24 protein-coding genes are annotated in these 22,890 nt (G+C 36.4%); 23 read left to right on the top strand and 1 reads right to left on the bottom strand.

Going from position 1 to position 22,890, the window contains the following annotated elements; genetic code table 11:
• Nucleotides 1-231: 231 nt before the first annotated feature.
• The 11 genes from RSC39_RS02880 to accA all read left to right on the top strand — a co-directional run bounded on the left by RSC39_RS02880 (nt 232) and on the right by accA (nt 9,740).
• Nucleotides 232-672: a MarR family transcriptional regulator gene (locus RSC39_RS02880; RefSeq protein WP_003132498.1), complete on the top strand. Its 441-nt coding sequence runs from the start codon at nt 232-234 to the stop codon at nt 670-672.
• Nucleotides 672-1,649 (top strand): beta-ketoacyl-ACP synthase III, encoded by a 978-nt coding sequence (locus RSC39_RS02875; RefSeq protein WP_332534979.1) that lies wholly within the window; start codon nt 672-674, stop codon nt 1,647-1,649. The genes RSC39_RS02880 and RSC39_RS02875 overlap by 1 nt, the downstream gene beginning before the upstream one ends.
• A gap of 181 nt (nt 1,650-1,830) precedes the next feature.
• Entirely contained in the window at nt 1,831-2,052 is a 222-nt protein-coding gene (locus RSC39_RS02870; RefSeq protein WP_003132501.1) for an acyl carrier protein, read from the top strand.
• A gap of 285 nt (nt 2,053-2,337) precedes the next feature.
• The gene (fabD, locus tag RSC39_RS02865; protein WP_332534977.1) at nt 2,338-3,258 is read left to right on the top strand and encodes an ACP S-malonyltransferase; all 921 of its coding nucleotides are present in this window, start codon (nt 2,338-2,340) and stop codon (nt 3,256-3,258) included.
• Nucleotides 3,259-3,342: 84 nt separating this feature from the next.
• Nucleotides 3,343-4,074 carry a 3-oxoacyl-[acyl-carrier-protein] reductase gene (fabG, locus tag RSC39_RS02860; protein ID WP_063281647.1) on the top strand — a complete coding sequence of 244 codons (732 nt, stop codon included), beginning with the start codon at nt 3,343-3,345 and terminating at the stop codon, nt 4,072-4,074.
• 41 nt (nt 4,075-4,115) lie between these two features.
• Nucleotides 4,116-5,351 (top strand): beta-ketoacyl-ACP synthase II, encoded by a 1,236-nt coding sequence (gene fabF, locus RSC39_RS02855; protein ID WP_043736545.1) that lies wholly within the window; start codon nt 4,116-4,118, stop codon nt 5,349-5,351.
• 61 nt (nt 5,352-5,412) lie between these two features.
• On the top strand, nt 5,413-5,880 hold the full coding sequence (accB, locus tag RSC39_RS02850; RefSeq protein ID WP_332534971.1) for an acetyl-CoA carboxylase biotin carboxyl carrier protein: 468 nt from the start codon (nt 5,413-5,415) through the stop codon (nt 5,878-5,880).
• 120 nt (nt 5,881-6,000) lie between these two features.
• Entirely contained in the window at nt 6,001-6,435 is a 435-nt protein-coding gene (gene fabZ, locus RSC39_RS02845; RefSeq protein WP_011675909.1) for a 3-hydroxyacyl-ACP dehydratase FabZ, read from the top strand.
• Nucleotides 6,436-6,643: 208 nt separating this feature from the next.
• On the top strand, nt 6,644-8,011 hold the full coding sequence (gene accC, locus RSC39_RS02840) for an acetyl-CoA carboxylase biotin carboxylase subunit (protein ID WP_332534968.1): 1,368 nt from the start codon (nt 6,644-6,646) through the stop codon (nt 8,009-8,011).
• A 75-nt stretch (nt 8,012-8,086) separates the two neighbouring features.
• Entirely contained in the window at nt 8,087-8,953 is an 867-nt protein-coding gene (gene accD / locus RSC39_RS02835; RefSeq protein WP_332534966.1) for an acetyl-CoA carboxylase, carboxyltransferase subunit beta, read from the top strand.
• The gene (gene accA / locus RSC39_RS02830) at nt 8,946-9,740 is read left to right on the top strand and encodes an acetyl-CoA carboxylase carboxyl transferase subunit alpha (RefSeq protein ID WP_332534964.1); all 795 of its coding nucleotides are present in this window, start codon (nt 8,946-8,948) and stop codon (nt 9,738-9,740) included. The genes accD and accA overlap by 8 nt, the downstream gene beginning before the upstream one ends.
• A gap of 48 nt (nt 9,741-9,788) precedes the next feature.
• Here accA and RSC39_RS02825 read toward each other — a convergent pair whose 3' ends face one another.
• Complete coding sequence (locus RSC39_RS02825; RefSeq protein ID WP_063281642.1) at nt 9,789-10,835, bottom strand: LacI family DNA-binding transcriptional regulator; 1,047 nt, start codon at nt 10,833-10,835, stop codon at nt 9,789-9,791.
• Nucleotides 10,836-11,017: 182 nt separating this feature from the next.
• Between RSC39_RS02825 and RSC39_RS02820 the strand changes: the two genes are divergently transcribed.
• The 12 genes from RSC39_RS02820 (at nt 11,018) to RSC39_RS02765 (ending at nt 22,887) form a co-directional block, all read left to right on the top strand.
• Nucleotides 11,018-12,097, top strand: coding sequence for an SIS domain-containing protein (locus RSC39_RS02820; RefSeq protein ID WP_332534962.1), 1,080 nt, complete (start codon nt 11,018-11,020; stop codon nt 12,095-12,097).
• Between the two features lie 16 nt (nt 12,098-12,113).
• Nucleotides 12,114-13,073: an ROK family protein gene (locus RSC39_RS02815; protein WP_332534960.1), complete on the top strand. Its 960-nt coding sequence runs from the start codon at nt 12,114-12,116 to the stop codon at nt 13,071-13,073.
• A gap of 30 nt (nt 13,074-13,103) precedes the next feature.
• Nucleotides 13,104-14,351: a cellulase N-terminal Ig-like domain-containing protein gene (locus RSC39_RS02810; protein WP_332534958.1), complete on the top strand. Its 1,248-nt coding sequence runs from the start codon at nt 13,104-13,106 to the stop codon at nt 14,349-14,351.
• A 21-nt stretch (nt 14,352-14,372) separates the two neighbouring features.
• Nucleotides 14,373-15,491: a glycoside hydrolase family 9 protein gene (locus RSC39_RS02805; RefSeq protein WP_332534956.1), complete on the top strand. Its 1,119-nt coding sequence runs from the start codon at nt 14,373-14,375 to the stop codon at nt 15,489-15,491.
• Nucleotides 15,472-16,779 carry a PTS transporter subunit EIIC gene (locus RSC39_RS02800; RefSeq protein WP_063281639.1) on the top strand — a complete coding sequence of 436 codons (1,308 nt, stop codon included), beginning with the start codon at nt 15,472-15,474 and terminating at the stop codon, nt 16,777-16,779. The genes RSC39_RS02805 and RSC39_RS02800 overlap by 20 nt, the downstream gene beginning before the upstream one ends.
• 37 nt (nt 16,780-16,816) lie before the next feature.
• Nucleotides 16,817-17,629 carry a Cof-type HAD-IIB family hydrolase gene (locus tag RSC39_RS02795; protein ID WP_063281638.1) on the top strand — a complete coding sequence of 271 codons (813 nt, stop codon included), beginning with the start codon at nt 16,817-16,819 and terminating at the stop codon, nt 17,627-17,629.
• Between the two features lie 111 nt (nt 17,630-17,740).
• A complete protein-coding gene (locus RSC39_RS02790; RefSeq protein WP_332534950.1) occupies nt 17,741-18,880 on the top strand; it encodes a cystathionine gamma-synthase in 1,140 nt (379 codons plus the stop codon).
• 196 nt (nt 18,881-19,076) lie between these two features.
• Nucleotides 19,077-19,997: a cysteine synthase A gene (cysK, locus tag RSC39_RS02785; RefSeq protein ID WP_015082220.1), complete on the top strand. Its 921-nt coding sequence runs from the start codon at nt 19,077-19,079 to the stop codon at nt 19,995-19,997.
• 230 nt (nt 19,998-20,227) lie between these two features.
• Nucleotides 20,228-20,467 carry a CsbD family protein gene (locus tag RSC39_RS02780; protein ID WP_011675915.1) on the top strand — a complete coding sequence of 80 codons (240 nt, stop codon included), beginning with the start codon at nt 20,228-20,230 and terminating at the stop codon, nt 20,465-20,467.
• A gap of 146 nt (nt 20,468-20,613) precedes the next feature.
• Nucleotides 20,614-20,907, top strand: a complete 294-nt coding sequence (locus RSC39_RS02775; RefSeq protein ID WP_332534947.1) for a rhodanese-like domain-containing protein — start codon at nt 20,614-20,616, stop codon at nt 20,905-20,907.
• A gap of 31 nt (nt 20,908-20,938) precedes the next feature.
• Entirely contained in the window at nt 20,939-21,247 is a 309-nt protein-coding gene (locus tag RSC39_RS02770; RefSeq protein WP_063281635.1) for a rhodanese-like domain-containing protein, read from the top strand.
• A complete protein-coding gene (locus RSC39_RS02765; protein WP_332534944.1) occupies nt 21,244-22,887 on the top strand; it encodes an FAD-dependent oxidoreductase in 1,644 nt (547 codons plus the stop codon). Before RSC39_RS02770 ends, RSC39_RS02765 begins: the two co-directional genes overlap by 4 nt.
• Nucleotides 22,888-22,890: the final 3 nt, after the last annotated feature.

The raw sequence follows: 22,890 nt of genomic DNA, 5'->3' as shown, positions 1-22,890 counted from the left end.
TATAATTTGATACAGAAAATCATTTGCAATATAAAAACAAATTGAGTTCATCTTGCGCGAAAGATAAAATAGATTATTAATCAGGGGATAAATTGATGATATTTTGATATCAGTTTATCCCCTGTCTAAATGTAATAATAAAAGCCCATAGGGACTTTTATTTATTTCGTTTTCCTATTTTTACTAATGTCTAAAGTCGGACTCACATCTAAAAAATGAAGAGGATGACAGATGAAAACAGATTTTGATAAGGTAAATGAATGGCTGATTCAACTCTTTCATGATTTTATGATATTAGAGGAGCAATTCTTAAAAGATTCAGCTTATTCAGATGTAACAGTAAAAGAATTACAAATTTTGACACTCGTCCATACGTTGGGAACTTGTCGAGCAACAGATATTGCCAAAAATCAAAAATTGGCCTTATCAACAATTACAATTACCCTCAATCGATTAGAAGATAAGGGATATATCGAACGCAAGCGTTCAACAGCGGACCGACGAGTGACTCACATTATACTGACATCGAAGGGTGATGAGCTTTGTGCGACTCACCGTGAATTTTTCCATACGATTACAGATAATCTATTTGATAGCGTTTATGGAACTACTGAAAATAAATTGGCTGGTGAACTTGCAACTTTACACGATTCTTTGGAGAATATGAAATAATGACTTTTGCGAAAATTACGCAAGTGGCACACTATGTGCCTGAAAATGTGGTATCTAATGATGACTTATCCAAAATAATGGATACTAATGATGAATGGATTTACAGTCGAACAGGAATTAAAAATCGTCATATTTCAACTGGGGAAAATACTTCAGATTTAGCAACAAAAGTTGCTAAACAGTTGATTGAAAATTCTGGGTTAGACCCAGAATTGATAGATTTTATTATTGTTGCTACTGTGACCCCTGATTCAATGATGCCATCAACAGCCGCACGCGTTCAAGCGCAAGTAGGTGCAACTAATGCATTTGCTTACGACTTGACCGCGGCATGCTCAGGATTTGTTTTTGCACTATCAACCGCAGAAAAATTAATTTCCTCAGGTGCTTATCAACGTGGGATTGTCATTGGGGCAGAAGTATTCTCAAAAGTAATTGACTGGTCAGACCGATCAACAGCCGTTCTTTTTGGAGATGGTGCTGCTGGTGTACTCTTGGACAATAGTGGAAGTCAACCTCTTATCATTGCTGAAAAAATGCAGACAGATGGCAAGCGAGGTGGAAGTTTACTTTCTAGCTACGCTGATATTGAAACGCCATTTGCCTCTGTTTCATACGAGGCTTCAAACTTGAGTATGGAAGGGCGAGCAATTTTTGATTTTGCTGTACGCGATGTTCCAAAGAACATTCAAGCAACATTAGAAAAATCTGACCTTGCTGCTGAAGAAATAGATTATTATCTCCTTCATCAAGCAAATTCAAGAATTCTTGATAAAATGGCTAAAAAGTTAGGCGTGACAAGGGATAAGTTCCTCCAAAATATGCAAGAATATGGCAATACATCGGCAGCAAGTATCCCTATATTGTTGTCAGAATCCGTAAAAAATGGTATATTTAGTTTGGACGGTCAAACAAAAGTCGTCTTGACAGGATTTGGTGGTGGCCTCACTTGGGGCACAGCAATTATTAATTTATAAGAGTCAAAAAGTTTAGCCTACTTTTGGTAAGTTGTCTACTTTAAATTTTAAAGAAGTGACGAAAAAGTTGAAGCTGACTTAACTCTTAAGTAGATTTTTAAAATCTACATTTAACTAATGGTTATAAACCGCTTTGCGGATATAATATAAATATTTTCACTCAATTAAAGGAGAAAAAATTATGGCAGTATTTGAAAAAGTACAAGATATTATCGTTGACGAACTCGGTAAAGAAAAAGAAGAAGTAACACTCGAAACTTCATTTGAAGAGCTCGACGCTGATTCACTTGACCTTTTCCAAATCATCAATGACATCGAAGACGAATTCGACGTTGAAGTTGATACAGAAGCAGATATGAAAACAGTTGCTGACCTCGTTAAATACGTAGAAAACAACAAATAATTCGGGATGGGGGTGAAGCGAGCAAGGGAGTTGATTCTTTTGCGACTTTCGCCCCTTCTTTTCGTTGGACTAGCTCTATTTTTAAAAATAGAATTCTAGTATAGGGAGCTCAGTAGTGTTATACTGGGCTTGTCCTATAATTTTCATATTGAGGAATGTCATTTTTTTTAAGATAAAAACATTTTACAATACTAATAATTAACTTTATAAAAGAAAATACGAGGAATTCTAATCTACTAGTTTGAATAGCTTATTTGAATTCGAAATAGTTGATTACTATATATTATGACTAAAACAGCATTTTTATTCTCGGGTCAGGGCGCACAACAGCTAGGAATGGCTCGTGATTTATATGACCAACACGAATCGGTAAAAACGACTTTTGACGAAGCAAGCAAAGCTTTAGGATATGACTTACGTGCTTTGATTGATCATGATGAAGAAAAATTAAATGAAACAAAATATACACAACCCGCTATTTTGACAACTTCTGTTGCCATTATGCGATTGTTGAATGAAAATGGAATAAAACCCGATGTAGTTGCTGGGCTTAGTCTTGGTGAGTATTCAGCATTAGTTGCTTCAGGAATTATTGATTTTCAAGAAGCAGTTAAGCTTGTAGCTAAACGTGGTCAATACATGACAGAAGCTGCTCCGACTGGTTCAGGTAAAATGGTTGCAGTAATGAATACAGAGCCTGCTTTGATTGAAGAGATTTGTCAAAAAGCATCTGAGCGTGGCATTGTGAGCCCGGCAAATTACAACACGCCCGCACAAATTGTTATTGGTGGTGAAGTTTTAGCCGTTGATTACGCCGTTGAATTATTAAAAGAGGCAGGGGTTCGTAAACTGATTGAATTAAAAGTATCAGGACCTTTCCATACAGCTATTCTTAAGCCAGCTTCTGAAAAATTAGCTTTGGAACTTGATAAAATTAATTTTAAATCTTTTGAATTACCTTTAATTTCGAATACTAGCGCTAAAGTAATGCAAGAGGATGAGGTCAAAGCCTTGTTAACTCGCCAAGTAATGGAACCTGTCCGTTTCTATGAATCTGTTGAAACAATACAAAAACTAGGAGTGACTCGCTTTATTGAAGTTGGTCCTGGGAAAGTACTTTCTGGTTTCATAAAGAAAATTGATAAAAGTGCAGAATTTACAAATGTTTGCGATATTGCTACATTTGAAGCCTTGATTAATCAGTAAAATAGGAGAAAGGAATTGAGTTAGCCTACTAGAGTTGAATTGCTTCTGTATTTAAACTCTAGGGAAAGCTCATATCTGGGAATAATGGAAATTAAAAATAAAAACGTCTTTGTAACTGGTTCAACTCGTGGAATTGGTAAAGCAATTGCTCTTCAATTTGCTAAAGCGGGTTCTAATGTGATCATTAATGGACGTTCAGCTGTTTCAGAAGAACTTTTAGCTGAATTTAAAACTTTTGGTGTTCAAGCGGTTGGGATATCAGGTGATATTTCAAAATCAGAAGATGCTAAACGAATGGTTAAAGAAGCAATTGAAGCCCTTGGTTCAGTAGATATTTTGGTAAACAATGCAGGAATCACACGCGATGGCTTATCATTAAAAATGTCAGAAGAAGATTTTGAGACTGTTCTTAAAATCAACTTGACAGGTGCCTTTAATATGACACAAGCAGTTTTAAAACCAATGACTAGAGCGCGTTCTGGAGCAATCATTAATATCTCATCAGTTGTTGGTTTGATGGGAAATGCTGGACAAGCAAATTATGCGGCTTCAAAAGCTGGACTCATTGGTTTAACAAAATCAATTGCCAGAGAGGTAGCAGGACGTAACGTTCGTGTAAATGCTGTGGCTCCAGGATTTATTGAATCAGATATGACAGAAGTTCTTTCTGATAAGGTTAAAGATGCAATGAAAGGGCAAATTCCAATGAAACGTTTTGGTATGCCAGAAGAAATTGCGACCGCGGTTCAATTCTTGGCCGAACAAGAATATATGACTGGACAAGTACTCACCATTGATGGTGGGGTTGCGATGTAAATTGCTCATTTATAAATTTTGAAATTAAGAAGGATAAAAATATGACAAATAGAGTTGTAATCACTGGTTATGGCGTAGTTAGTGCAATTGGGAATAGCCCAGAAGAATTTTGGAACAATCTTAAAGCTGGTAAAACTGGAATTGGTCCAATCACTCATTTTGATGCCGAAGCAACAGGAATTTCTGTTGCAGCAGAAGTAAAAGAATTTCCATTTGACAAATATTTCCAGAAAAAAGATGCACGACGCATGGATACTTTTTCACTTTATGCGGTTTATGCAGCGCTTGATGCGATGGAAATGTCTGGTATTACAGAAGAAAATACTAATTTTGACCGTTTGGGTTGTATCATGGCTTCTGGGATTGGTGGACTTGAACAATCACAAAAAAATTCACAAGCGATTGTTGCTAAAGGACCTCGTAAAGGGGTTGCTCCACTCTATGTTCCACTTGCTATTGCTAATATGGCAACTGGTAATGTTGCTTTACGTACAGGTGCTCGTGGTGTTTCACGTGCCGAAGTTACTGCTTGTGCGGCTGGTGCCAATTCAATTGGTTCAGCTTTCCGTGAAATCAAACATGGTTACGCTGATGCAATGATCGCTGGTGGTGCTGAAGCGGCAATTTGTGAACTTGGAATTGCTGGATTTGCTAATTTGACAGCTTTGACTAAAGAAACTGACCCTGAAAAAGCATGTATTCCATTCGATAAAAACCGCTCTGGTTTCGTAATGGGTGAAGGCTCTGGTGTTTTGATTTTGGAAAGTCTTGAACATGCACAAGCTCGCGGTGCTAATATCTTGGCTGAGATTGTTGGTTACGGAAATACAAATGATGCTTTCCATATGACAACTCCTTCAGGAGTTGGTGCTGAAAATGCCATTAAATTGGCATTGGAAGAAGCTGGGGCAAGTCCTGCTGATGTAGATTATGTCAATGCTCACGGAACTTCAACACATGCTAATGAAGAAACTGAAAGCAAAGCGATTCACAATGTTATCGGCGATAAAGCTTACGTTTCATCTACAAAAGCTTTGCATGGACATGCACTTGGTGCAACGGGTGCAATTGAAGCAGTAGCAACTGTTCAAGCCCTTTTGAATCAATATGCACCAGTAAACGCTGGAACAACTGAACTTGATGAAGGAATGACAATTAATGTTGTTCTTGGTGAAGGGAAACCTGCTGAAATTAACCTTGCCTTGTCACAAGACTTTGGTTTTGGTGGACATAATGCTGTATTGGCATTCAAGAAATGGGAAAATGCGGCCGAATAAGGCGTATTTTGACGATAGAATAAAACTTTGCCTAGCAAAGTGTCAAAAAGGATAAACAAAAATGAACATTTCAGAAGTAAAAGATTTGATGAACCAATTCAATGGTTCTACTTTACGTGAATTTTCTTGGAAAAATGCTGACGGCGAATTATCATTTTCAAAAAATGAAGGGCAAGCCCTTGTTGGTACTCAAAGTTCCGCTCCTATTGCACCTGCTTTTACAGCTCAACAAGCTGCGCCAGTTGCAGAAAGCACAGAAGTTCCCGTGGCAAATGAAACAGCCGTAGAAGCTGAAGGCGAAGCAGTTACTTCTCCATTGGTAGGTGTGGCTTATCTTAAACCTTCTCCAGATAAAGCTGAATTTGCTAAAGTTGGAGATACGGTTAAAAAAGGTCAAACCTTGCTTATTATTGAAGCAATGAAGGTGATGAACGAAATTCCAGCACCAAAAGATGGAATTATCACTGAGGTGATGGTTTCAGGAGAAGATGTTGTTGAATTTGGTCAAGATTTGATGAGAATCAAATAAAAATTACTGACAAGGCTCTGTCAGCTTATCTTTAATGTAAAAATTGCTGACAGTTCTAGAGGCTAGATGATTTACAGGCAAGTTCTGTCAGTAAATCATCTAAAAGAAAAGTGAGAATAAATGACTGAAGTAAATATTAATGTAACAGAAATTATGGAGGCTTTGCCTCATCGTTATCCATTTTTATTAGTGGACCGTGTGATTGATATTGCTGATGATGAGATTACAGCAATTAAAAATGTGACGATTAATGAAGAATTTTTCCAAGGACATTTTCCACAATATCCAGTAATGCCAGGCGTTTTGATTATGGAAGCTCTCGCCCAAGCGGCTGGTGTCTTGGAATTATCTAAACCTGAAAATAAAGGGAAGCTTGTCTTTTATGCGGGAATGGATAACGTTAAATATAAAAAACAAGTCACTCCTGGAGACCAGTTGGTCTTACATGCTAAATTTATCAAACGTCGTGGACCAATTGCGGTTGTTGAAGCAGAAGCAACTGTTGATGGAAAATTGGCAGCGAAAGGAACTTTGACCTTTGCCTTAGGTAAATAGGTTATTCCCATTTAAAAATAATCATATTTATTATGATTAAGAAGCAAAAAATTTATTTTAACCATAAGATTTTTTACTTATGGTAAATTCGGACTTATTTTTATTTATCAAAAAATTGTTTTGTTGGGAATAACTTTCTTTTTTATCATTCCTTTCAAAACACCCATTGAGCAAAAGCTCGGGGTATTTTCCCATATGGAGAACATCTATGTTTAATAAAATTTTGATTGCCAATCGTGGCGAAATTGCTGTAAGAATTATTCGTGCAGCTCGTGAATTAGGAGTGGGTACAGTTGCCATTTATTCAACTGCAGACCGTGACGCTTTACATGTTCATTTAGCTGATGAAGCGATTTGTGTTGGTCCAGCTAGAAGTACAGAATCATATCTTAATATGAATAATATTCTGTCAGCTGCTGTTGCAACTGGCGCACAAGCGATTCACCCAGGTTTTGGATTTCTTTCGGAGAATTCAAAGTTTGCTCGTCTTTGTGAAGAAATGAATATTAAATTTATCGGACCGTCAGCAAAAGTCATGGATATGATGGGTGATAAAATCAATGCTCGTGCAGAAATGATTAAAGCTGGTGTTCCAGTAACTCCGGGTTCTGAGGGCGAAGTTCATACCACTGACGAGGCCGTGAAAATTGCTGAAGAAATTGGCTATCCAATCATGCTTAAAGCGTCAGCTGGTGGTGGTGGTAAAGGAATTCGTAAAGTTAATACTGTCGAAGAACTTGTCCCAGCCTTTGAGGCAGCCCAAGCTGAAGCCCAAGCGGCTTTTGGAAATGGTGCCATGTTCATCGAACGTATGATTTTCCCAGCTCGTCATATTGAAGTTCAAATCTTAGGTGACAGCCATGGCAACGTGATTCATCTTGGCGAACGTGATTGTTCTCTTCAACGTAATAATCAGAAAGTTCTCGAAGAATCTCCGTCAGTAGCAATTGGACATACTTTACGTAATGAAATCACGTCGGCTGCTGTAAAAGCGGCTCAACATGTTTCTTATGAAAATGCAGGAACCATTGAATTTTTACTTGACGAATCTTCTGGTAAGTTTTATTTCATGGAAATGAATACTCGTGTTCAAGTTGAACATCCAGTTACTGAATTTGTCTCTGGTGTAGATATTGTCAAAGAGCAAATTCGTGTAGCCAATGGCAATGAGTTATCTGTTAAGCAAGAAGACGTGACTTTTAGCGGACATGCGATTGAATGTCGAATTAATGCTGAAAATCCTAAGTTTAATTTTGCACCATCGCCAGGAAAGATTACTAATCTTTTCTTACCAGGTGGTGGGGTTGGCTTACGGGTTGATAGTGCCATGTACAGTGGCTACAGTATTCCCCCTTACTATGACAGTATGATTGCTAAAGTCATTGTTCATGGCGAAAATCGTTTTGAAGCTTTGATGAAAATGCAACGTGCCCTCCTTGAATTCGATGTTGAAGGTGTGACAACGAATGTTGATTTTCAATTGGAGCTTATTTCTGATCCACATGTTGTTGCGGGAGATTACGATACAAGTTTCTTAGGAAATGTTTTCTTACCAGAATATCAAAAAGAAGACTGACAAGAAAATTCTGCAAAAGCAGAAAGCGAATGTCTGTCACTAAATTTAATAAAAAAATGAGAAAAGGATGCAAAGATGGCTCTTTTCCAAAAGAAAAAATACATTAAAATTAATCCAAATCGTTCAATTATTGAGAAACAAGCAGAGCATCCGGAAGTTCCAGACGAACTTTTTGCTAAATGTCCTGCTTGTAAACACACGATTTATCAAAAAGATTTAGGAAAGAATAAAGTCTGTCCTAATTGTGACTATAATTTCCGAATTACGGCAAAGGAACGTCTAGCCATTGTTGCTGACAAAGATTCTTTTGTTGAAATGTTTACTGGAATTGATAGTAAAAATCCCTTAGATTTTCCAGGATATCCTGAGAAATTGGCGGCCACAAAAGCAAGAACAGGTCTTGACGAAGCAATTATGACCGGAGTGGCTATGATTAAAGGTCAAAAAACGGCTTTGGCAATCATGGACTCGACTTTTATTATGGCTTCTATGGGGACGGTTGTTGGTGAAAAACTGACACGTCTCTTTGAACATGCGACGACTGAAAAATTACCAATTATTGTTTTTACAGCATCAGGTGGGGCACGTATGCAAGAGGGAATCATGTCCTTGATGCAAATGGCTAAAACCTCAGCTGCTGTCAAACGTCATTCAAATGCTGGTCTTTTTTATATTATTGTTTTGACTGACCCAACCACGGGTGGAGTGACGGCATCTTTTGCTAGCTTGGGCGATATTATTCTTGCCGAACCACAATCTTTGATTGGTTTTGCTGGCCGTCGAGTTATTGAGCAAACGGTGCGTCAAACCTTACCTGATGATTTTCAAAAAGCTGAATTTCTTTTGAATCACGGTTTTGTCGATGCCATTGTTAAGCGCAATGAATTACGTCAAAAATTGGCCCTTCTTTTAGAACTTCATACGGAGGTGGAAAATGTCTGAAACTATTGATTCAATGACAGGTGAAGTTTCGCAAAAAAATATTGCTGATATTATTAATGAAGCAAGAGCTGCTGATAGAATTTCGGCAAGAGATATTATTGATCAGGTTTTCACTGACTTCTTTGAATTACACGGAGATCGTCAATTAACGGATGATGAAGCAATCGTCGGTGGAATTGCACGATTTAATGACCAAGCTGTGACCGTTATCGGAATTCAAAAAGGGCGCAATCTTGAGGAAAATTTGGCGACTAATTTTGGACAACCCAGTCCGAATGGTTATCGGAAAGCTTTGAGATTGATGAAACAGGCCGAAAAATTTGGCCGTCCAGTCATTACTTTTGTCAATACTGCGGGTGCTTATCCCGGCATTGAAGCCGAAGAACGTGGTCAAGGTGAGGCGATTGCTAGAAATCTTTTAGAGATGTCTGACCTTAAAGTCCCACTGATTGCCTTTATAACAGGTGAAGGAGGCTCTGGTGGAGCACTTGCTCTTGCGCTTGCTAATAAGGTTTATATTTTAGAAAATGCCGTTTATTCTGTTCTTTCGCCAGAAGGTTTTGCCACTATTCTGTGGAAAGATGGTTCGCGTCGTGATGAAGCGGCTGAGCTGATGAAAATTACTGCACCACATCTTTTAGAAATGGGAATTGTTGATGGGATTATTTCTGAAGAAAATCTGATTGATAATCTCAAAAGACAGCTGACAGAAACGCTCAGCGAGTTAACTTTACTGACAGAAACTGAATTAGCAGAACAACGCTATAATCGATTTAGAAAATATTAAAAACGAAGCCCTTTGCATCGTTTTTTTATTTTTTTGAAAGATATAGAATTAGCAAGACTCTCCAAGAATGAGCTTAGGAATAGGAAAGGTCAAATTATTAGTATTTATGGTCTCATTATCAAGTACTTCAAATAATAAGTGAATGGTTTTTTCTCCCAATTCAGAAATATTATGGTCTATCGAAGTAATCCGTGGGATATGAAAAGCGCTATCTGGGAAATATTCACAAGAGGCCACTCCGTTTAAAGTTGACGAATTAGAAAAATCTCGCAAGGCACGAAGTGCTCCTTGTGCTACACGGTCATTAATGGCCACAATTCCATCAAATTCTATTTTTGAACTCAGTAAACGAGCGACCGCCTCATAGCCATCTTTAGCATAAAAATTATTATTAATAATTCTACTTTCATCAATCTGTAATTGATTTTCGGCTAAAATATCTCGAAAAGTCCCCGTTCTTTCTTGAGTGATCCAAGTGTTAGGAGAGCCACCAATGAAAGCTAATTTTTGATAGCCTTTTTGAATCATATAGGAAACAAGGAGTTGTGTGGGAGTTCGTTGATCTCTTTTTAGTGAAAATATATTTGTTGACAAGTCGGATAAATCTCTTCCAACAACGACAAGAGGAATCTCCTTAGCCAAATTTTGAAGAGCAGTTTGATATTCTGAATTGATTTCAGCTTCATCCAAAAGTCCCCCTAAAATTAGAACCGCATCAAAATTATTTTCTTGAATTTGTTTAAAAATGCTGACTTCAGTTAGCCTATTTTTTTTATCTTGAATCCTGTTGGCAGTCTGTGTATCGAATAGAGAAAGCGTATAGCCTTTGTCAATAAGCTGACTATCAAGCTCAGCAACCAATTGATTGAAATAAGGATTTGTAATATCTGAAACAAGAATAGCTAACATATTTGTCTTTTTAGAAACCATCCCTCGTGCCAACATACTAGGATGATAATTATTTTCAAGAATAATTTTTTCAATTTTTTGCTTTGTTTTTTCTGAAACTTCTTTATCGTTATTAATAGCTCTGGAAACTGTGCTGACAGAAACACCAGCCATTTTTGCAATATCTTTAATCGTTATTTTTTTCATTAGTTTACCAATCTTTTGATCGCATTTATAATCTAATCTCTATTATCAATTATTTTTTTACAATAGTCAATTCTTTTAAATAAAAACGTTTACAAAAAATTATTGACATCCTCCTTAAGATGAATTATAATATATTTATGGAAACGTTACCGGAAATAAAATATTAATGAAGGAGAGAAGAAGTGGAAGAAACTAAACCAACAATGATGACCTATATCAAGGAGGAGCAAGATGTATTATCCAACATATTAAAAAGATACCCTGATAATTGTCCGGTTATCGAGGGTAATAACTGGTTAATCCTAGCGACTGGGTCAAGTATTAACGCAGCTTACAGCGCGAAATATTATATTGAAAAACTATTAGATGTTTATCTCATGATAGAAGAACCATTCAAATTTCAATATTATGAAAAATTAAGACCAGAAATTGATAGCGTTATCGGTATTTCTCAAAGTGGAGAAAGTACTTCGACAATCGAAGCCTTAAAAGCGATTCAAAAGGAAAAAGCAGACCTTGCTACTTATGGGCTAACAAGTAAAAAAGAAAGCGAACTTGCCGAGATTGTTGGGGAAGTCATTGATATTGAAAATGGGATAGAACGTGTTGGCTATGTCACAAAAGGATTCACGGCAACTATTTTTAAATTAATGTTAAGTGGATTAAAAACGGCCAAAAATAAAGGTTTAATTAGTGAACAGGAAGAAGCAAAAGAACTGAGCAGTTTTGAAAAAGCTATCAATAAAATTTCAGATATTATTGAAAAAACGGAAAACTTTTATGAAAAATGGTCAGAGAAATTAGGCCAAGCAGAGCGTTTTACTTCGTTATGCACTGGTGCCTTGATTGGAACAGCAATGGAAATGCAAACAAAATTTTCAGAAACGATTCGGATTCCAAGTCAAGGAATGGATATAGAGGTTTTCATGCACGGTCCTTATTTTGAAGTCAATTCAATGCATCAACACTTCTATATTGATAGTAATTCGCCAATGAATCAACGACTCTTTAATTTACGAGATTATGAAAAACAATATGTTGGTCAAGTATACACGATCAGTTTAAATAAAAGTCAGAATGATTCTGAACTTGGATTGGAACTGGAGATTGATGAATACAAAGCAGGACTTTTTATGATTATTCCTTTTCAAATTTTGGCACACCATATTGCGCAAGCAAGAGGGAATCATTTAAGTCAGAGGATTTATACAGATTTTGGTCTTGCAATGAAGAGTAAAACTAAGCCTGGTGATTACGCTTAGTTAAAAAGGGGAAATCATGAAAAAAGAAACGGTCTTAGGGGTAGACCTTGGTGGGACTAAGATTCTTATCGGGGAACTTGACCAAGCAGGAAATATTTTGGAAAGTAAATCTTTTCGTTCAAAGGTAACTTCTCAAGTTGAAGCAGTCGAGCAAATAAAAGAAGTGATTGCTTCGTATTTTGAAAATGAAAAGCTCCAAGGGCAATTAGTAGCTATCAGTATTGATTTAGTAGGGAGAGTTGACTCTGAAAAAGGAATTTGGTATGAAATTCACCCTGAGAATGCTAAAGAGATTCCATTAGCCCAAGAAATTAGTCAAAGATTCAATTTACCAGTTGTTATTAATAATGATGTTTCTAGTGCTAGTCTTGCAGAAATGGAGTTAGGAATCGGCAAAAAAACCAAGGATTTTATTTATTTAAATATCGGAACAGGAATTGCCGGCCGAATAATTGCTGAGGGTCAATTGCTAAAAGGCGGTCATTCTAATGCTGGAGAAATCGGTCATAGTCTTGTTGGGATAAATAATCATGTAAGATGTGTCTGCGGCCGAATCGCATGTGTAGAAACTTTTGCCTCTGGTTTAGGAATGAGTAATGAGGTTCATCGTTTAAAAAATAAATATCCAACTCAATTAGAAATTACTGACAAACATCGTGTCAGCGGGGAGGAGATAATCAACGCTTTTCAAAAAAATGACCCACTTGCTAAAGAAGTCGTTGAGCAAGCTACTAAGGGAATTGCTGAACTTATCATGAACTTAGTCAGGACGTCAGACCCAGAAGCGGTAATTTTGGGTGGAGGATTAGCAAACAATGATATTTTTTATGAGCTGATGCTTGAAAAGTTAAATGCCAATACCATGCGTTTTGTGACAGAAGGAGTCCATCAAACAGAAATTGATCCGCGTTTGATTGCCTTAAAAGGGTGTGCGGTTCATGCCTTCAAGAAGCTGGCAGGAAAAGAAGCTCAATAAATTCATTAACAGGAAAATAATGAGGTAAATATGAAAAAATTTTATCAAGACTTACTAGCGACTAATAGTCTCCATAAACCATTGACTGTCCATAAAGAAGAAAGTTTTGAAAGTGAAAGTCTGAAAAAAGAAAAAATAATTCAACAAGTTCCAATTTTAGGGGAATGGGAACAAATCGGAAGGGGAAAGCTTGTTAAAGATGATGCACTGATTCATCTAAAAAGTCCGGCGAGGTTTGAAACTTATCCAGCAGACTGGCCGCAAGATGGGGATTATACCTCATTTGGAATGATTGGGGCCAAACGGATTTTTGCCAATGAAAACTGGGAATCCTTTAATCAATTAAAATTAGTGGTGACTAGCAATTGTAAAAACATTATCAATCCAGCAATTACCATCAGTTTCACAAATGATGGCAAAATAAAAGTTCCAGATAAATATGACCGAGAAGGTCATCATGTCATTAATTTGGAAAATAAAAAGACCCAAGAATATCGTCTAAACTTAAGCAATCTTTCAAGAGATGCCATAAGTAAATTAGAAATTACTTTTAATGCTAATGGTTCCTATATGAATTTACCAGCAGAGTGGGATATTGTTGTTGAACAGGTTTTCTTAGAGACTAATCAAGAAAAAACAAATGTTAAAGGCTGGCAACTTTTAGAAAATGATTTAAGCTATTCACATATTGGCTATCCGAAGGAATCAACTAAAACAGTTATTGCTCATAATAAACATATCGACGAAAGGTTTAGGCTTGTCAGTAAAGAAAATTCTGAAAATGTTTATGAAGGAACCTTCAAAAAAATTGATAAAACTGTTGGAGCTTACGCAATTGCTGATTTTTCAGACTATGAGATAAGCGGTGAATATTATTTCCAAGTTGGTGATTTAAAAACAAAATCATTCAAAATTGCTGATTACGAAAATTTGTTAAAAAGTTCTTTATGGAAAAGTTTAAATTTTGTATTTTGTGAACGTTGTGGTTGTCCAGTTTCTGGGATTCATGGGACTTGTCATCAAGATGTCTATGCTGAATTTAATGACAGAAAAATAATTTTCAATGGAGGTTGGCATGATGCAGGTGACCTTTCACAACAACTGGTCCAGTCAGCAGAAGTGACCTTGGGAATTTTTGAATTAGCAGAAAAAGTAAAAAATAGTGACCCCGTCTTATATGCTCGACTTTTAGAAGAAGGGGAATGGGGCTTAGATTTTATTTTCAAAACTAGACTGGGGAATGGCTATCGTTTGACAAGTGCTGGTGTCAGTCGTTAGACAGATAATCAAATTGGGTCAATGGATGATGCGAAAGCGCGCGTGCATAATAGTTCTTACGATAATTTTCTGATTACAGGTATTTTAGCGAAAATATATCTGTCCTTATCCGAAGAATCTGACTTGAGAGAAAAAATTGCCTCAATCTTAGAAATTGATTATGAAGAGGCACTGACAGAATTTAAAAAAGCACCTTTCGTGCATGAACCCATCAGTTGGGAGCATACTTATTCAACCTCTAAAAGCAGCTATCTAGCAACTATGATATGGACGGCTGCATTACTTTATCAAATTACTGACAAAGTTGATTATCAACTTTTAGTTGAGCAAAAGCTTGTTGAATTGCTCGCTTGTCAGGAAACTGACGGAATTTCTCTTTTTGACGGAACTTTACTAAAAGGGATGTTTTATCGGGATGAAAAGAAAAAAGTTTTTCAACATTTTAATCATCAAGCAAGAGAACACCTTTACGCTTATGCCATGACAGAAGCACAAAAGATAATTACTGACGAAGAATTGAAAGTGAAATTATCAACTTCTGTCAGTAATTATGGGACTTATCTAAAATATTTAATGAAATTTGCGGCTCCTTATCCAATGATTGCCAGTGGAATTTATGAAAAAAATGAGTGGCAAGATAAGGAATCTTTTGATAAGCAACATTTATTAGTCGGGCCAGAAGCGAAAATTGAGTTTCAAGAGCAATTGGTCGCTGGTGAGCAGATTGCCGAAAATTATTATATTAAGCGATTTCCAGTTTGGTTCTCTTTTAGAGGGAATAGTGCAATATTATTATCAATGGGTGAAAGTGCAGCTCTTTTGGGGAAACTTTTAGGAGATAAATCACTGACAGAAATCGCCTATCAGCAATTGGAGTGGCTGATAGGAAAAAATCCTTTTGGACAATCCATGATGTTTGGCGAGGGACATCAATTTCCTGAGATGTATACCGTATCATCAGGAGAAATAGTTGGCGAAATGCCTGTAGGAGTACAGACCTTTGAGAATGAAGATGCTCCTTATTGGCCCCAGTTTAATAATGCAACCTATAAGGAAGTTTGGGTTGGTTTAGCTGGAAAATGGTTTACGTTAGTATCAAAATTACTTGAAGAGGAAGAATATGAAAAAGTTATCGGTTGATCAGTTAAGTCAGCTTGCTGGAAAAATTTCAGCAAATCGTTATATTGCAGCGATTCGTGATGCATTTGCTTCTACGATTCCTATTACGATTACCGCCGCAATTTTTGTCTTAATCAATAATCTATTATTGGAAAAAACAACAGGTCTATTGAGGGGAATTCCTGGGAGAGATTTCATCTCAAATGTCTGTATTCAGGGTTACAATGGGACTTTAGGTATATTAGGTTTAATGATAACTTTCCAAATTGGTTATCATTTGGCAAAAACTTATGGTACAGATGGGGCTTTAGAAGGAATTGTAGCCATTGCCTGCTATATCACTTTAATTCCAAATACTGTCAGCGTTTTGAGTGTGGGAGGTAAGACTTTTCAGGCTGCTGGGACACTCACACAAACTTATACAAGTGCGACAACAATGCTTTTAGGAATTATTGCAGCTTTGGTAGGTGTGACCTTACTCTGTAAGTTTTCACAAAATCAAAAATTGAAAATTAAAATGCCTGAAAGTGTTCCGTCAGCAATTGAGAATTCATTTAATAAACTGATTCCGGCAATTCTAGTCATAACGATTTTTGCAATTGTCGAAGAAACTATCAAAAGCTTGAGTGGTTCCTCTGTCCCAGAACTTATTGTGAAATTCTTGCAAGCCCCTTTAGTGGGTGGTTTCCAATCACTTCCTGGAATCCTACTCTATGTTTTATTATCAACTTTTGTATTTGTTCTTGGAATTCATGGGGCTTATGTATTTGGTGCAATTTCTGGCCCAGTTTTATTGACAAGTTTGCAACAAAATATTGATGCGATTCAGGCTGGACATACAGCACCTAATATTGTCACTCAACCTTTCCTTGATGCCTATGTTTATATGGGTGGCGGTGGAACAATGATTTGTCTTGTGATTGCACTTTTCATCTTTTCAAAACGTAAAGATGAACGAACAATGGCAGAAATTGGGGGAGTTGCTAGTATCTTTAATATCAGTGAACCCATGATGTTTGGTTTGCCAATTGTGTTTAATCCAGTCTATGCCATTCCATTTTGTCTTGTTCCTTTGTTATCAACAGTGATTGCTTATTTTGCAACAAGTCTGCATTTTGTTTCCCCAACTTATATTTCAATTCCATGGGTGACTCCACCTTTGATATCTGGTTATTTAGCAACAGCAGGTGATATCCGCGGTTCAATTGTACAATTTATCATCATTGTTCTTGGTGTCTTAGTTTATATGCCATTTGTTATCTTTTCAAATAAACTTGCACAAAAAGAAAGGGTTGTCACAGAAGACTAAAGACAAAGCGGTAAAAGTTGATTTTTAAAGGAGAAATATGATTCCAAAAATGATTTTTATGGATATTGATGGAACCTTGGTGGATGCAAATATGAAAATATCAGCCCTTGATAAAGACAGTATTTGTCAACTTATTGACCAAGGGACTCTGGTATATCTTGCGACAGGTAGAAAATATCAAGCAGCGAAAGCTGTCGCAAAAAATTTACATCCTCAAGTGAAAGTGATTGCTTCAAATGGTTGTGTTTATGATTGTGAGCAAAAATTAATAAAAAATGCTTTGAACCTTGAAGCGCTAATTGAAGCTTTTGAAATTTGTCAAAGAAAAAATGTTTCCTTATTTTTCTTTGGGCTGTCAGAAACTTTTTACAGTAAAGATTTGCCGGATTACTTCAAAAATGAGGATAAAGGAAGATTAGTTTCAGAAGGAGAAAGAGAATTTATCAAAATTTCTAGCCTAGATGATTTACAAAAGTTTTCAAATCTAATAATCAATGGAATCATAATTTCTGAGGATGATTTTGAAATTTTAGAAGAAATAAAAACCGAATTAGAAGCATCAGAGAATTTATCTGTTTCCTCGTCAGCCATAAATAATCTTGAATTGACCCCAAAATCAGTCACAAAAGCGACAGCAATATCGGCTTTACAAGATTATTATGCAGTGAGTAAGAAAGATACAGTGGCCTTTGGTGATGGGATGAATGACCTTGAAATGTTTGGGCAAGTTCATTATTCGGTGGCCATGGGAAATGCGTCAGAACTTGTCAAAAAGCAAGCCACTTATGAAACTTTATCTAATCTCGACAGTGGAATTAGTCATTTCCTAAAATTTTTAAGTCGTCAATAAATTTCAGATCGTTATAAAAAATATTAAGTCTGCCATAGCATTTTCTTATGGCGACTTTTTAACTTTCATGATATTTTTATATTATAGAAAAAATTAGAAAGTAAAGGACGAATGACAAGTTTAAAAACAAAAGTAATTCACGGTGGAATCTCAACAGATAGAACAACAGGAGCTGTTTCTGTTCCAATTTATCAAACATCAACTTATAAACAAAATGGACTTGGACAACCTAAAGAATATGAATATTCACGTTCAGGTAATCCGACACGACATGCTTTGGAAGAATTAATTGCAGATTTAGAGGGTGGGGTTCAAGGTTTTGCTTTTAGTTCAGGCTTGGCTGGAATTCACGCGGTACTATCTTTATTTTCTGCGGGCGATCATATCATCTTAGCTGATGATGTTTATGGCGGAACTTTTCGATTGATGGACAAGGTGCTGACAAAGACAGGAATAATCTATGATTTAGTAGATTTGAGCAATCTTGACGATTTAAAGGCAGCTTTTAAAGCAGAAACCAAAGCAGTCTACTTTGAAACACCCTCAAATCCCCTCCTAAAAGTCTTGGATATCAAAGAAATTTCAAGGATTGCTAAAGCTCATAATGCTCTAACATTAGTTGATAATACCTTTGCGACGCCTTATTTACAACAACCAATCGCTCTAGGAGCGGATATTGTCTTGCATTCTGCAACGAAATATTTAGGAGGACACTCAGATGTAGTGGCTGGTTTGGTAACGACAAATTCAAATGAACTCGCTAGTGAAATTGGCTTTTTACAAAATTCTATTGGAGCGGTTCTTGGTCCACAAGATAGCTGGTTAGTCCAAAGAGGAATCAAAACACTTGCACTCCGGATGGAGGCCCATTCAGCAAATGCTCAAAAAATCGCTGAGTTTTTAGAAGCATCACAAGCTGTTTCAAAAGTTTATTATCCAGGTCTCGTCAATCATGAAGGACATGAGATTGCTAAAAAACAAATGACTGCTTTTGGTGGAATGATTTCATTTGAATTGACTGACGAAAGTGCGGTTAAAAATTTTGTTGAAAACTTGCGCTATTTTACACTAGCCGAATCACTCGGCGGAGTCGAATCTTTGATTGAAGTGCCATCAGTAATGACTCATGCCTCAATTCCTAAAGAACTTCGGGAAGAAATTGGGATAAAAGATGGATTGATTCGCTTATCAGTCGGTGTTGAAGCTCTTGAAGATTTACTGACGGACCTCAAAGAAGCACTCGAAAAATAATAATTTATTGACAGAGTTGTAAGCAAAGCTTACAACTCATTTCTCCACCCGCTTTAACAGCTCCCGTTGGTCCTGTTGAACTGACAGAAAAATTAGATAGTAAAAATTGAGAATGATTTACTGACAGAATGGTAAACTTCAAAGTCTGTCATTCTTAAGCAGAACTGACAAGACTGTCAGTAATTTAGGAATTAATATGGCAAAAATTGTTGAAAATATCACTGAATTAGTTGGCAATAGTCCAATAATAAAATTAAAAAATAGCCCAGAAAACAGTGCTGAAATTTATCTCAAACTGGAATATTTCAATCCTGGAGGCTCAGTTAAAGACCGGATTGCCCTACAAATGATTCGACAAGCAGAACAAGAGGGACTCTTGAAAAAAGGGGGAACGATTGTAGAGCCTACTTCTGGAAATACAGGGATTGGACTTGCCATGGTTGGAGCAGCCTTGGGTTATAATGTCGTAATTATCATGCCTGATAGTTACTCAAAAGAACGTCGTCAGCTCATTCAAGCTTATGGGGCAAAGTTAATATTAACTCCAGCAGCTGACGGAATTAAGGCTGCCATTGATTTAGGTGAACAGCTGGTCAAAGAAAATGGCTGGTACATGCCAATGCAATTTGAAAATCCAGCCAATTTGAAAGCCCATGAATTGAGCACAGGCCCTGAAATTATTGAAGCCTTTGGTAAAGAAGGACTGGATGCTTTTGTGGCTTGCGCAGGAACTGGTGGGACAATTTCTGGAGTTTCTCATTATCTAAAAAGTCAAAATTCCAAGATAAAAACTTTTGTCGTTGAACCAGCGGAATCTCCGATTTTAACAGGAGGAGAGAGTGGGCCTCATCGAATTCAAGGAATCGGCATTCCTTTTATGTCGCCCAATTTGGATACAAAGTCTTATGACGGCGTGGTGGATGTGACAAGTGATGATGCTTTAGATACCGCACGAAAGATCGGTAAAACAGAAGGTTTTTTAGTCGGAATTTCTTCAGGGGCTGCCATTTGGGCAGCTTATGATTTGGCTAAAAAACTCGGAAAAGGGAAAAAAATACTAGCACTTTGTGCTGATAATGGGGAGCGATATCTTTCAACAGAACTTTATGATTATTAAAACTTGGCATGTTCCAAGTTTTTTTTATCGTTATGAGCAGTTTTCTGTACTTTTTTTGCTACGGATGTTAGAATGAGAATAGATTAAGAAGAGAATAAAGGAGGGAAATCGTACATTCTATTTTATCAATCAATGATTGATAAATTTAACTGATTTAGTTTTTCTAAAAATTATTATGAAACGTTCATGATAATTTGAGATGAAATCGCAAATTACGAGGAGGATTTAAAATGGCTTTAAATGACAAACTTGATGCAACAAAAGATAAAGTAAGTGGAAAAGTTAAAGAAACCACAGGTAAAGTAACTGGTGATGAAAAACTAGAAGCTAAAGGTAAAACAGAAGGACTTATGGGAAAAGCTAAAGAAGGCTTGGAAAATATCAAAGATAAGGCTTCTGACCTTGCTGAAGATGTTGCAGAAAAATTTAATGATACGGTTGACTCTGTCAAACATAAAAAAGATAACTAATTAATTTCCTATTTTTTATCAACAAAAACCTAAGTGATTGAAAACTTAGGTTTTTTTATTTTATAAATTAGGAAGTGATAAAACTTGACTTATATACCCATGGGGGTATATAATGGTTTTAAATTAACTAAAGAAGAGGCAATGAAGTGCAAACAATTGATGCTGGTCAGTTAAAATTACTGACAGAAAATAAAAAAGTAATAATCATTGATGTTCGAGAAGATTTTGAATATCGAAATGGGCATGTTCCAGAAGCTAAAAATATTCCATTAAGTCAGTTAGAAGAAAAATATCAAGAAATTACTGATGGAAGTTATATTATCTGTCAGTCAGGCGCTCGTTCTGCTAGGGCTTGTCAATATCTTTTGTCAAAAGGAATTGAAACAATCAATATTTCTGGAGGCACTTCAGCTTGGGATGGACAGCTAGATTTTGATTAAAAGTAAGAAGTGACAAAGTTGAGGAGAAAATGTGTTCAAGTTATTTAATAAAATAAAAACAATAAGTATCTCTGAATTAACAGATGAAATAAAAAAAGGAAAACAATTAATTGATGTGCGAGAAGTAGAGGAATTTAAAAGAGGACATATTAGTGGCGCCCGAAATCTTCCATTGAGTCAACTGACCGCTCAATCATTAAATAAGAACAAAAAATACTTACTCATCTGTCAGTCAGGAATGAGGTCAAAAAAAGCTTACAAAATATTGAGCAAAGCTGATTATGATGTGACCAATATATCTGGTGGAATGTTAGCTTGGAGAGGAAAAATCAAAAAATGACAGAGAAAATATTAATTGTTGGTGGTGTTGCTGGCGGAATGTCTGCGGCCACCCGCTTGCGTCGTCTTCAGGAAAAGGCAGAAATTATTGTTTTTGAAAAAGGACCTTATGTTTCATTTGCAAATTGTGGTTTGCCTTATTATGTGGGCGGAGAAATTGAAGAACGAGAAAATTTAATTGTCCAATCGTCTAAAGCATTGCAAAAACGTTTTAACTTAGATGTGCGTGAAAATTCTGAGGTCACTGCAATTGACAGTAAAGAAAAGAAAATTACAGTCCTTTCAAATGGGAAAAGTTATTTTGAAAGCTATGATAAACTCATTCTTTCACCAGGTGCCAAACCATTTGTTCCACAAATTAAAGGATTAGATCTGGCAAACAATGTCTTTACTTTACGAAATATTCCTGATGTGGATAAAATAATGGCTCAGCTGAAAGAGAAAGCGCCTAAAAAGGCGACGATCATTGGTGCTGGTTTCATTGGAATAGAAATGGCCGAAAATCTTGCAAAACGTGGAATAGCGGTCACAATCGTTGAAAAAGCGCCACATGTTTTGCCAACGATTGATCGGGAAATGGCTGCTTATGTCAATGAAGAATTAATCAAAAATAATGTATCAGTAATGACAAACACAGGAGCTGTGGAATTTAAGGACAAGCAAATTTTACTTGATAATGGTGAAAGTCTTTTATCAGATTTAACAATTCTCTCGGTCGGTATTCAACCAGAAACGAGTTTAGCTAAAATGGCTGATATTAAATTAGGACTTAGGAATGCTATTCTAGTTGATGAACATTACGAAACATCGGTTAAAGACATTTATGCGGTAGGTGATGCTATTGTTGTCAAAAATCAATTAGGACATGATGCTTTAATTTCACTGGCCTCTCCAGCCAATCGTCAAGGACGTCAGGTCGCTGATATCATTAGTGGCTTGCCAGTTGAAAATCGTGGTTCGCTCGGGACGGCGATTGTTCGTGTATTTGATTTACAAGTGGCAAGTACAGGGCTTTCAGAGTCGCAACTTCAGTCCTTAAATCTGAAGCATAAAATTGTTCATGTGATGGCAAACAATCATGCTGGATATTATCCAGGAGCGACATCTATTGTTCTGAAACTAATTTTTGAGCCAGAGAGTGGGGAAATTTTTGGAGCACAGGCGCTTGGTAAAGAAGGAGTTGATAAAAGAATTGATATTTTATCGACAGCAATTAAAGCTAAACTCACTGTATTTGACTTACCAGAATTAGAATTTACTTATGCTCCACCTTTTGGCTCGGCTAAAGATCCTGTGAATATGGCTGGTTATGCTGCAATGAATATTATATTGGGACAGTCAGAAAATATTCAGTGGCATGAGCTTGCAGATGAATTGGCAAAAGGAAAAGTTTTGCTTGATGTAAGAAATCCTAATGAACTAATTAAAGGTAAATTTAAAAATTCTCAAAATATTCCACTTGATGAGCTCCGTGGACGTCTTAATGAACTGGATAAGAAGATTCAATATATCGTAAGTTGTCAGTCAGGACTTCGCTCTTACAATGCTGAACGGATCTTAAAACAAGAAGGTTATCAAGTTAAAAATTTAGATGGAGCCTTTGGTTTATATAGTAAAGTCAGGAATGATTTAATTGAATAAACA

It is taken from the genome of Lactococcus sp., from assembly GCF_036648155.1.
GTDB lineage: Bacteria > Bacillota > Bacilli > Lactobacillales > Streptococcaceae > Lactococcus > Lactococcus cremoris.
Note: the sequence above shows the minus strand (reverse complement) of the source record. Positions and strands in the feature narration are given on the sequence as shown.

Bases quoted from the DNA above. Each gene is read 5' to 3' on its own strand.
- RSC39_RS02875 (WP_332534979.1), top strand. From the start codon at position 672: ATGACTTTTGCGAAAATTACGCAAGTGGCACACTATGTGCCTGAAAAT.
- RSC39_RS02810 (WP_332534958.1), top strand. From the start codon at position 13,104: ATGAAAAAATTTTATCAAGACTTACTAGCGACTAATAGTCTCCATAAA.
- accC (WP_332534968.1), top strand. From the start codon at position 6,644: ATGTTTAATAAAATTTTGATTGCCAATCGTGGCGAAATTGCTGTAAGA.
- fabZ (WP_011675909.1), top strand. From the start codon at position 6,001: ATGACTGAAGTAAATATTAATGTAACAGAAATTATGGAGGCTTTGCCT.
- RSC39_RS02880 (WP_003132498.1), top strand. From the start codon at position 232: ATGAAAACAGATTTTGATAAGGTAAATGAATGGCTGATTCAACTCTTT.
- RSC39_RS02805 (WP_332534956.1), top strand. From the start codon at position 14,373: ATGGATGATGCGAAAGCGCGCGTGCATAATAGTTCTTACGATAATTTT.
- RSC39_RS02790 (WP_332534950.1), top strand. From the start codon at position 17,741: ATGACAAGTTTAAAAACAAAAGTAATTCACGGTGGAATCTCAACAGAT.
- RSC39_RS02870 (WP_003132501.1), top strand. From the start codon at position 1,831: ATGGCAGTATTTGAAAAAGTACAAGATATTATCGTTGACGAACTCGGT.
- RSC39_RS02825 (WP_063281642.1), bottom strand. From the start codon at position 10,835: ATGAAAAAAATAACGATTAAAGATATTGCAAAAATGGCTGGTGTTTCT.
- accD (WP_332534966.1), top strand. From the start codon at position 8,087: ATGGCTCTTTTCCAAAAGAAAAAATACATTAAAATTAATCCAAATCGT.
- fabG (WP_063281647.1), top strand. From the start codon at position 3,343: ATGGAAATTAAAAATAAAAACGTCTTTGTAACTGGTTCAACTCGTGGA.
- accA (WP_332534964.1), top strand. From the start codon at position 8,946: ATGTCTGAAACTATTGATTCAATGACAGGTGAAGTTTCGCAAAAAAAT.
- RSC39_RS02765 (WP_332534944.1), top strand. From the start codon at position 21,244: ATGACAGAGAAAATATTAATTGTTGGTGGTGTTGCTGGCGGAATGTCT.
- cysK (WP_015082220.1), top strand. From the start codon at position 19,077: ATGGCAAAAATTGTTGAAAATATCACTGAATTAGTTGGCAATAGTCCA.
- RSC39_RS02815 (WP_332534960.1), top strand. From the start codon at position 12,114: ATGAAAAAAGAAACGGTCTTAGGGGTAGACCTTGGTGGGACTAAGATT.
- fabF (WP_043736545.1), top strand. From the start codon at position 4,116: ATGACAAATAGAGTTGTAATCACTGGTTATGGCGTAGTTAGTGCAATT.
- fabD (WP_332534977.1), top strand. From the start codon at position 2,338: ATGACTAAAACAGCATTTTTATTCTCGGGTCAGGGCGCACAACAGCTA.
- accB (WP_332534971.1), top strand. From the start codon at position 5,413: ATGAACATTTCAGAAGTAAAAGATTTGATGAACCAATTCAATGGTTCT.
- RSC39_RS02780 (WP_011675915.1), top strand. From the start codon at position 20,228: ATGGCTTTAAATGACAAACTTGATGCAACAAAAGATAAAGTAAGTGGA.
- RSC39_RS02795 (WP_063281638.1), top strand. From the start codon at position 16,817: ATGATTCCAAAAATGATTTTTATGGATATTGATGGAACCTTGGTGGAT.
- RSC39_RS02800 (WP_063281639.1), top strand. From the start codon at position 15,472: ATGAAAAAGTTATCGGTTGATCAGTTAAGTCAGCTTGCTGGAAAAATT.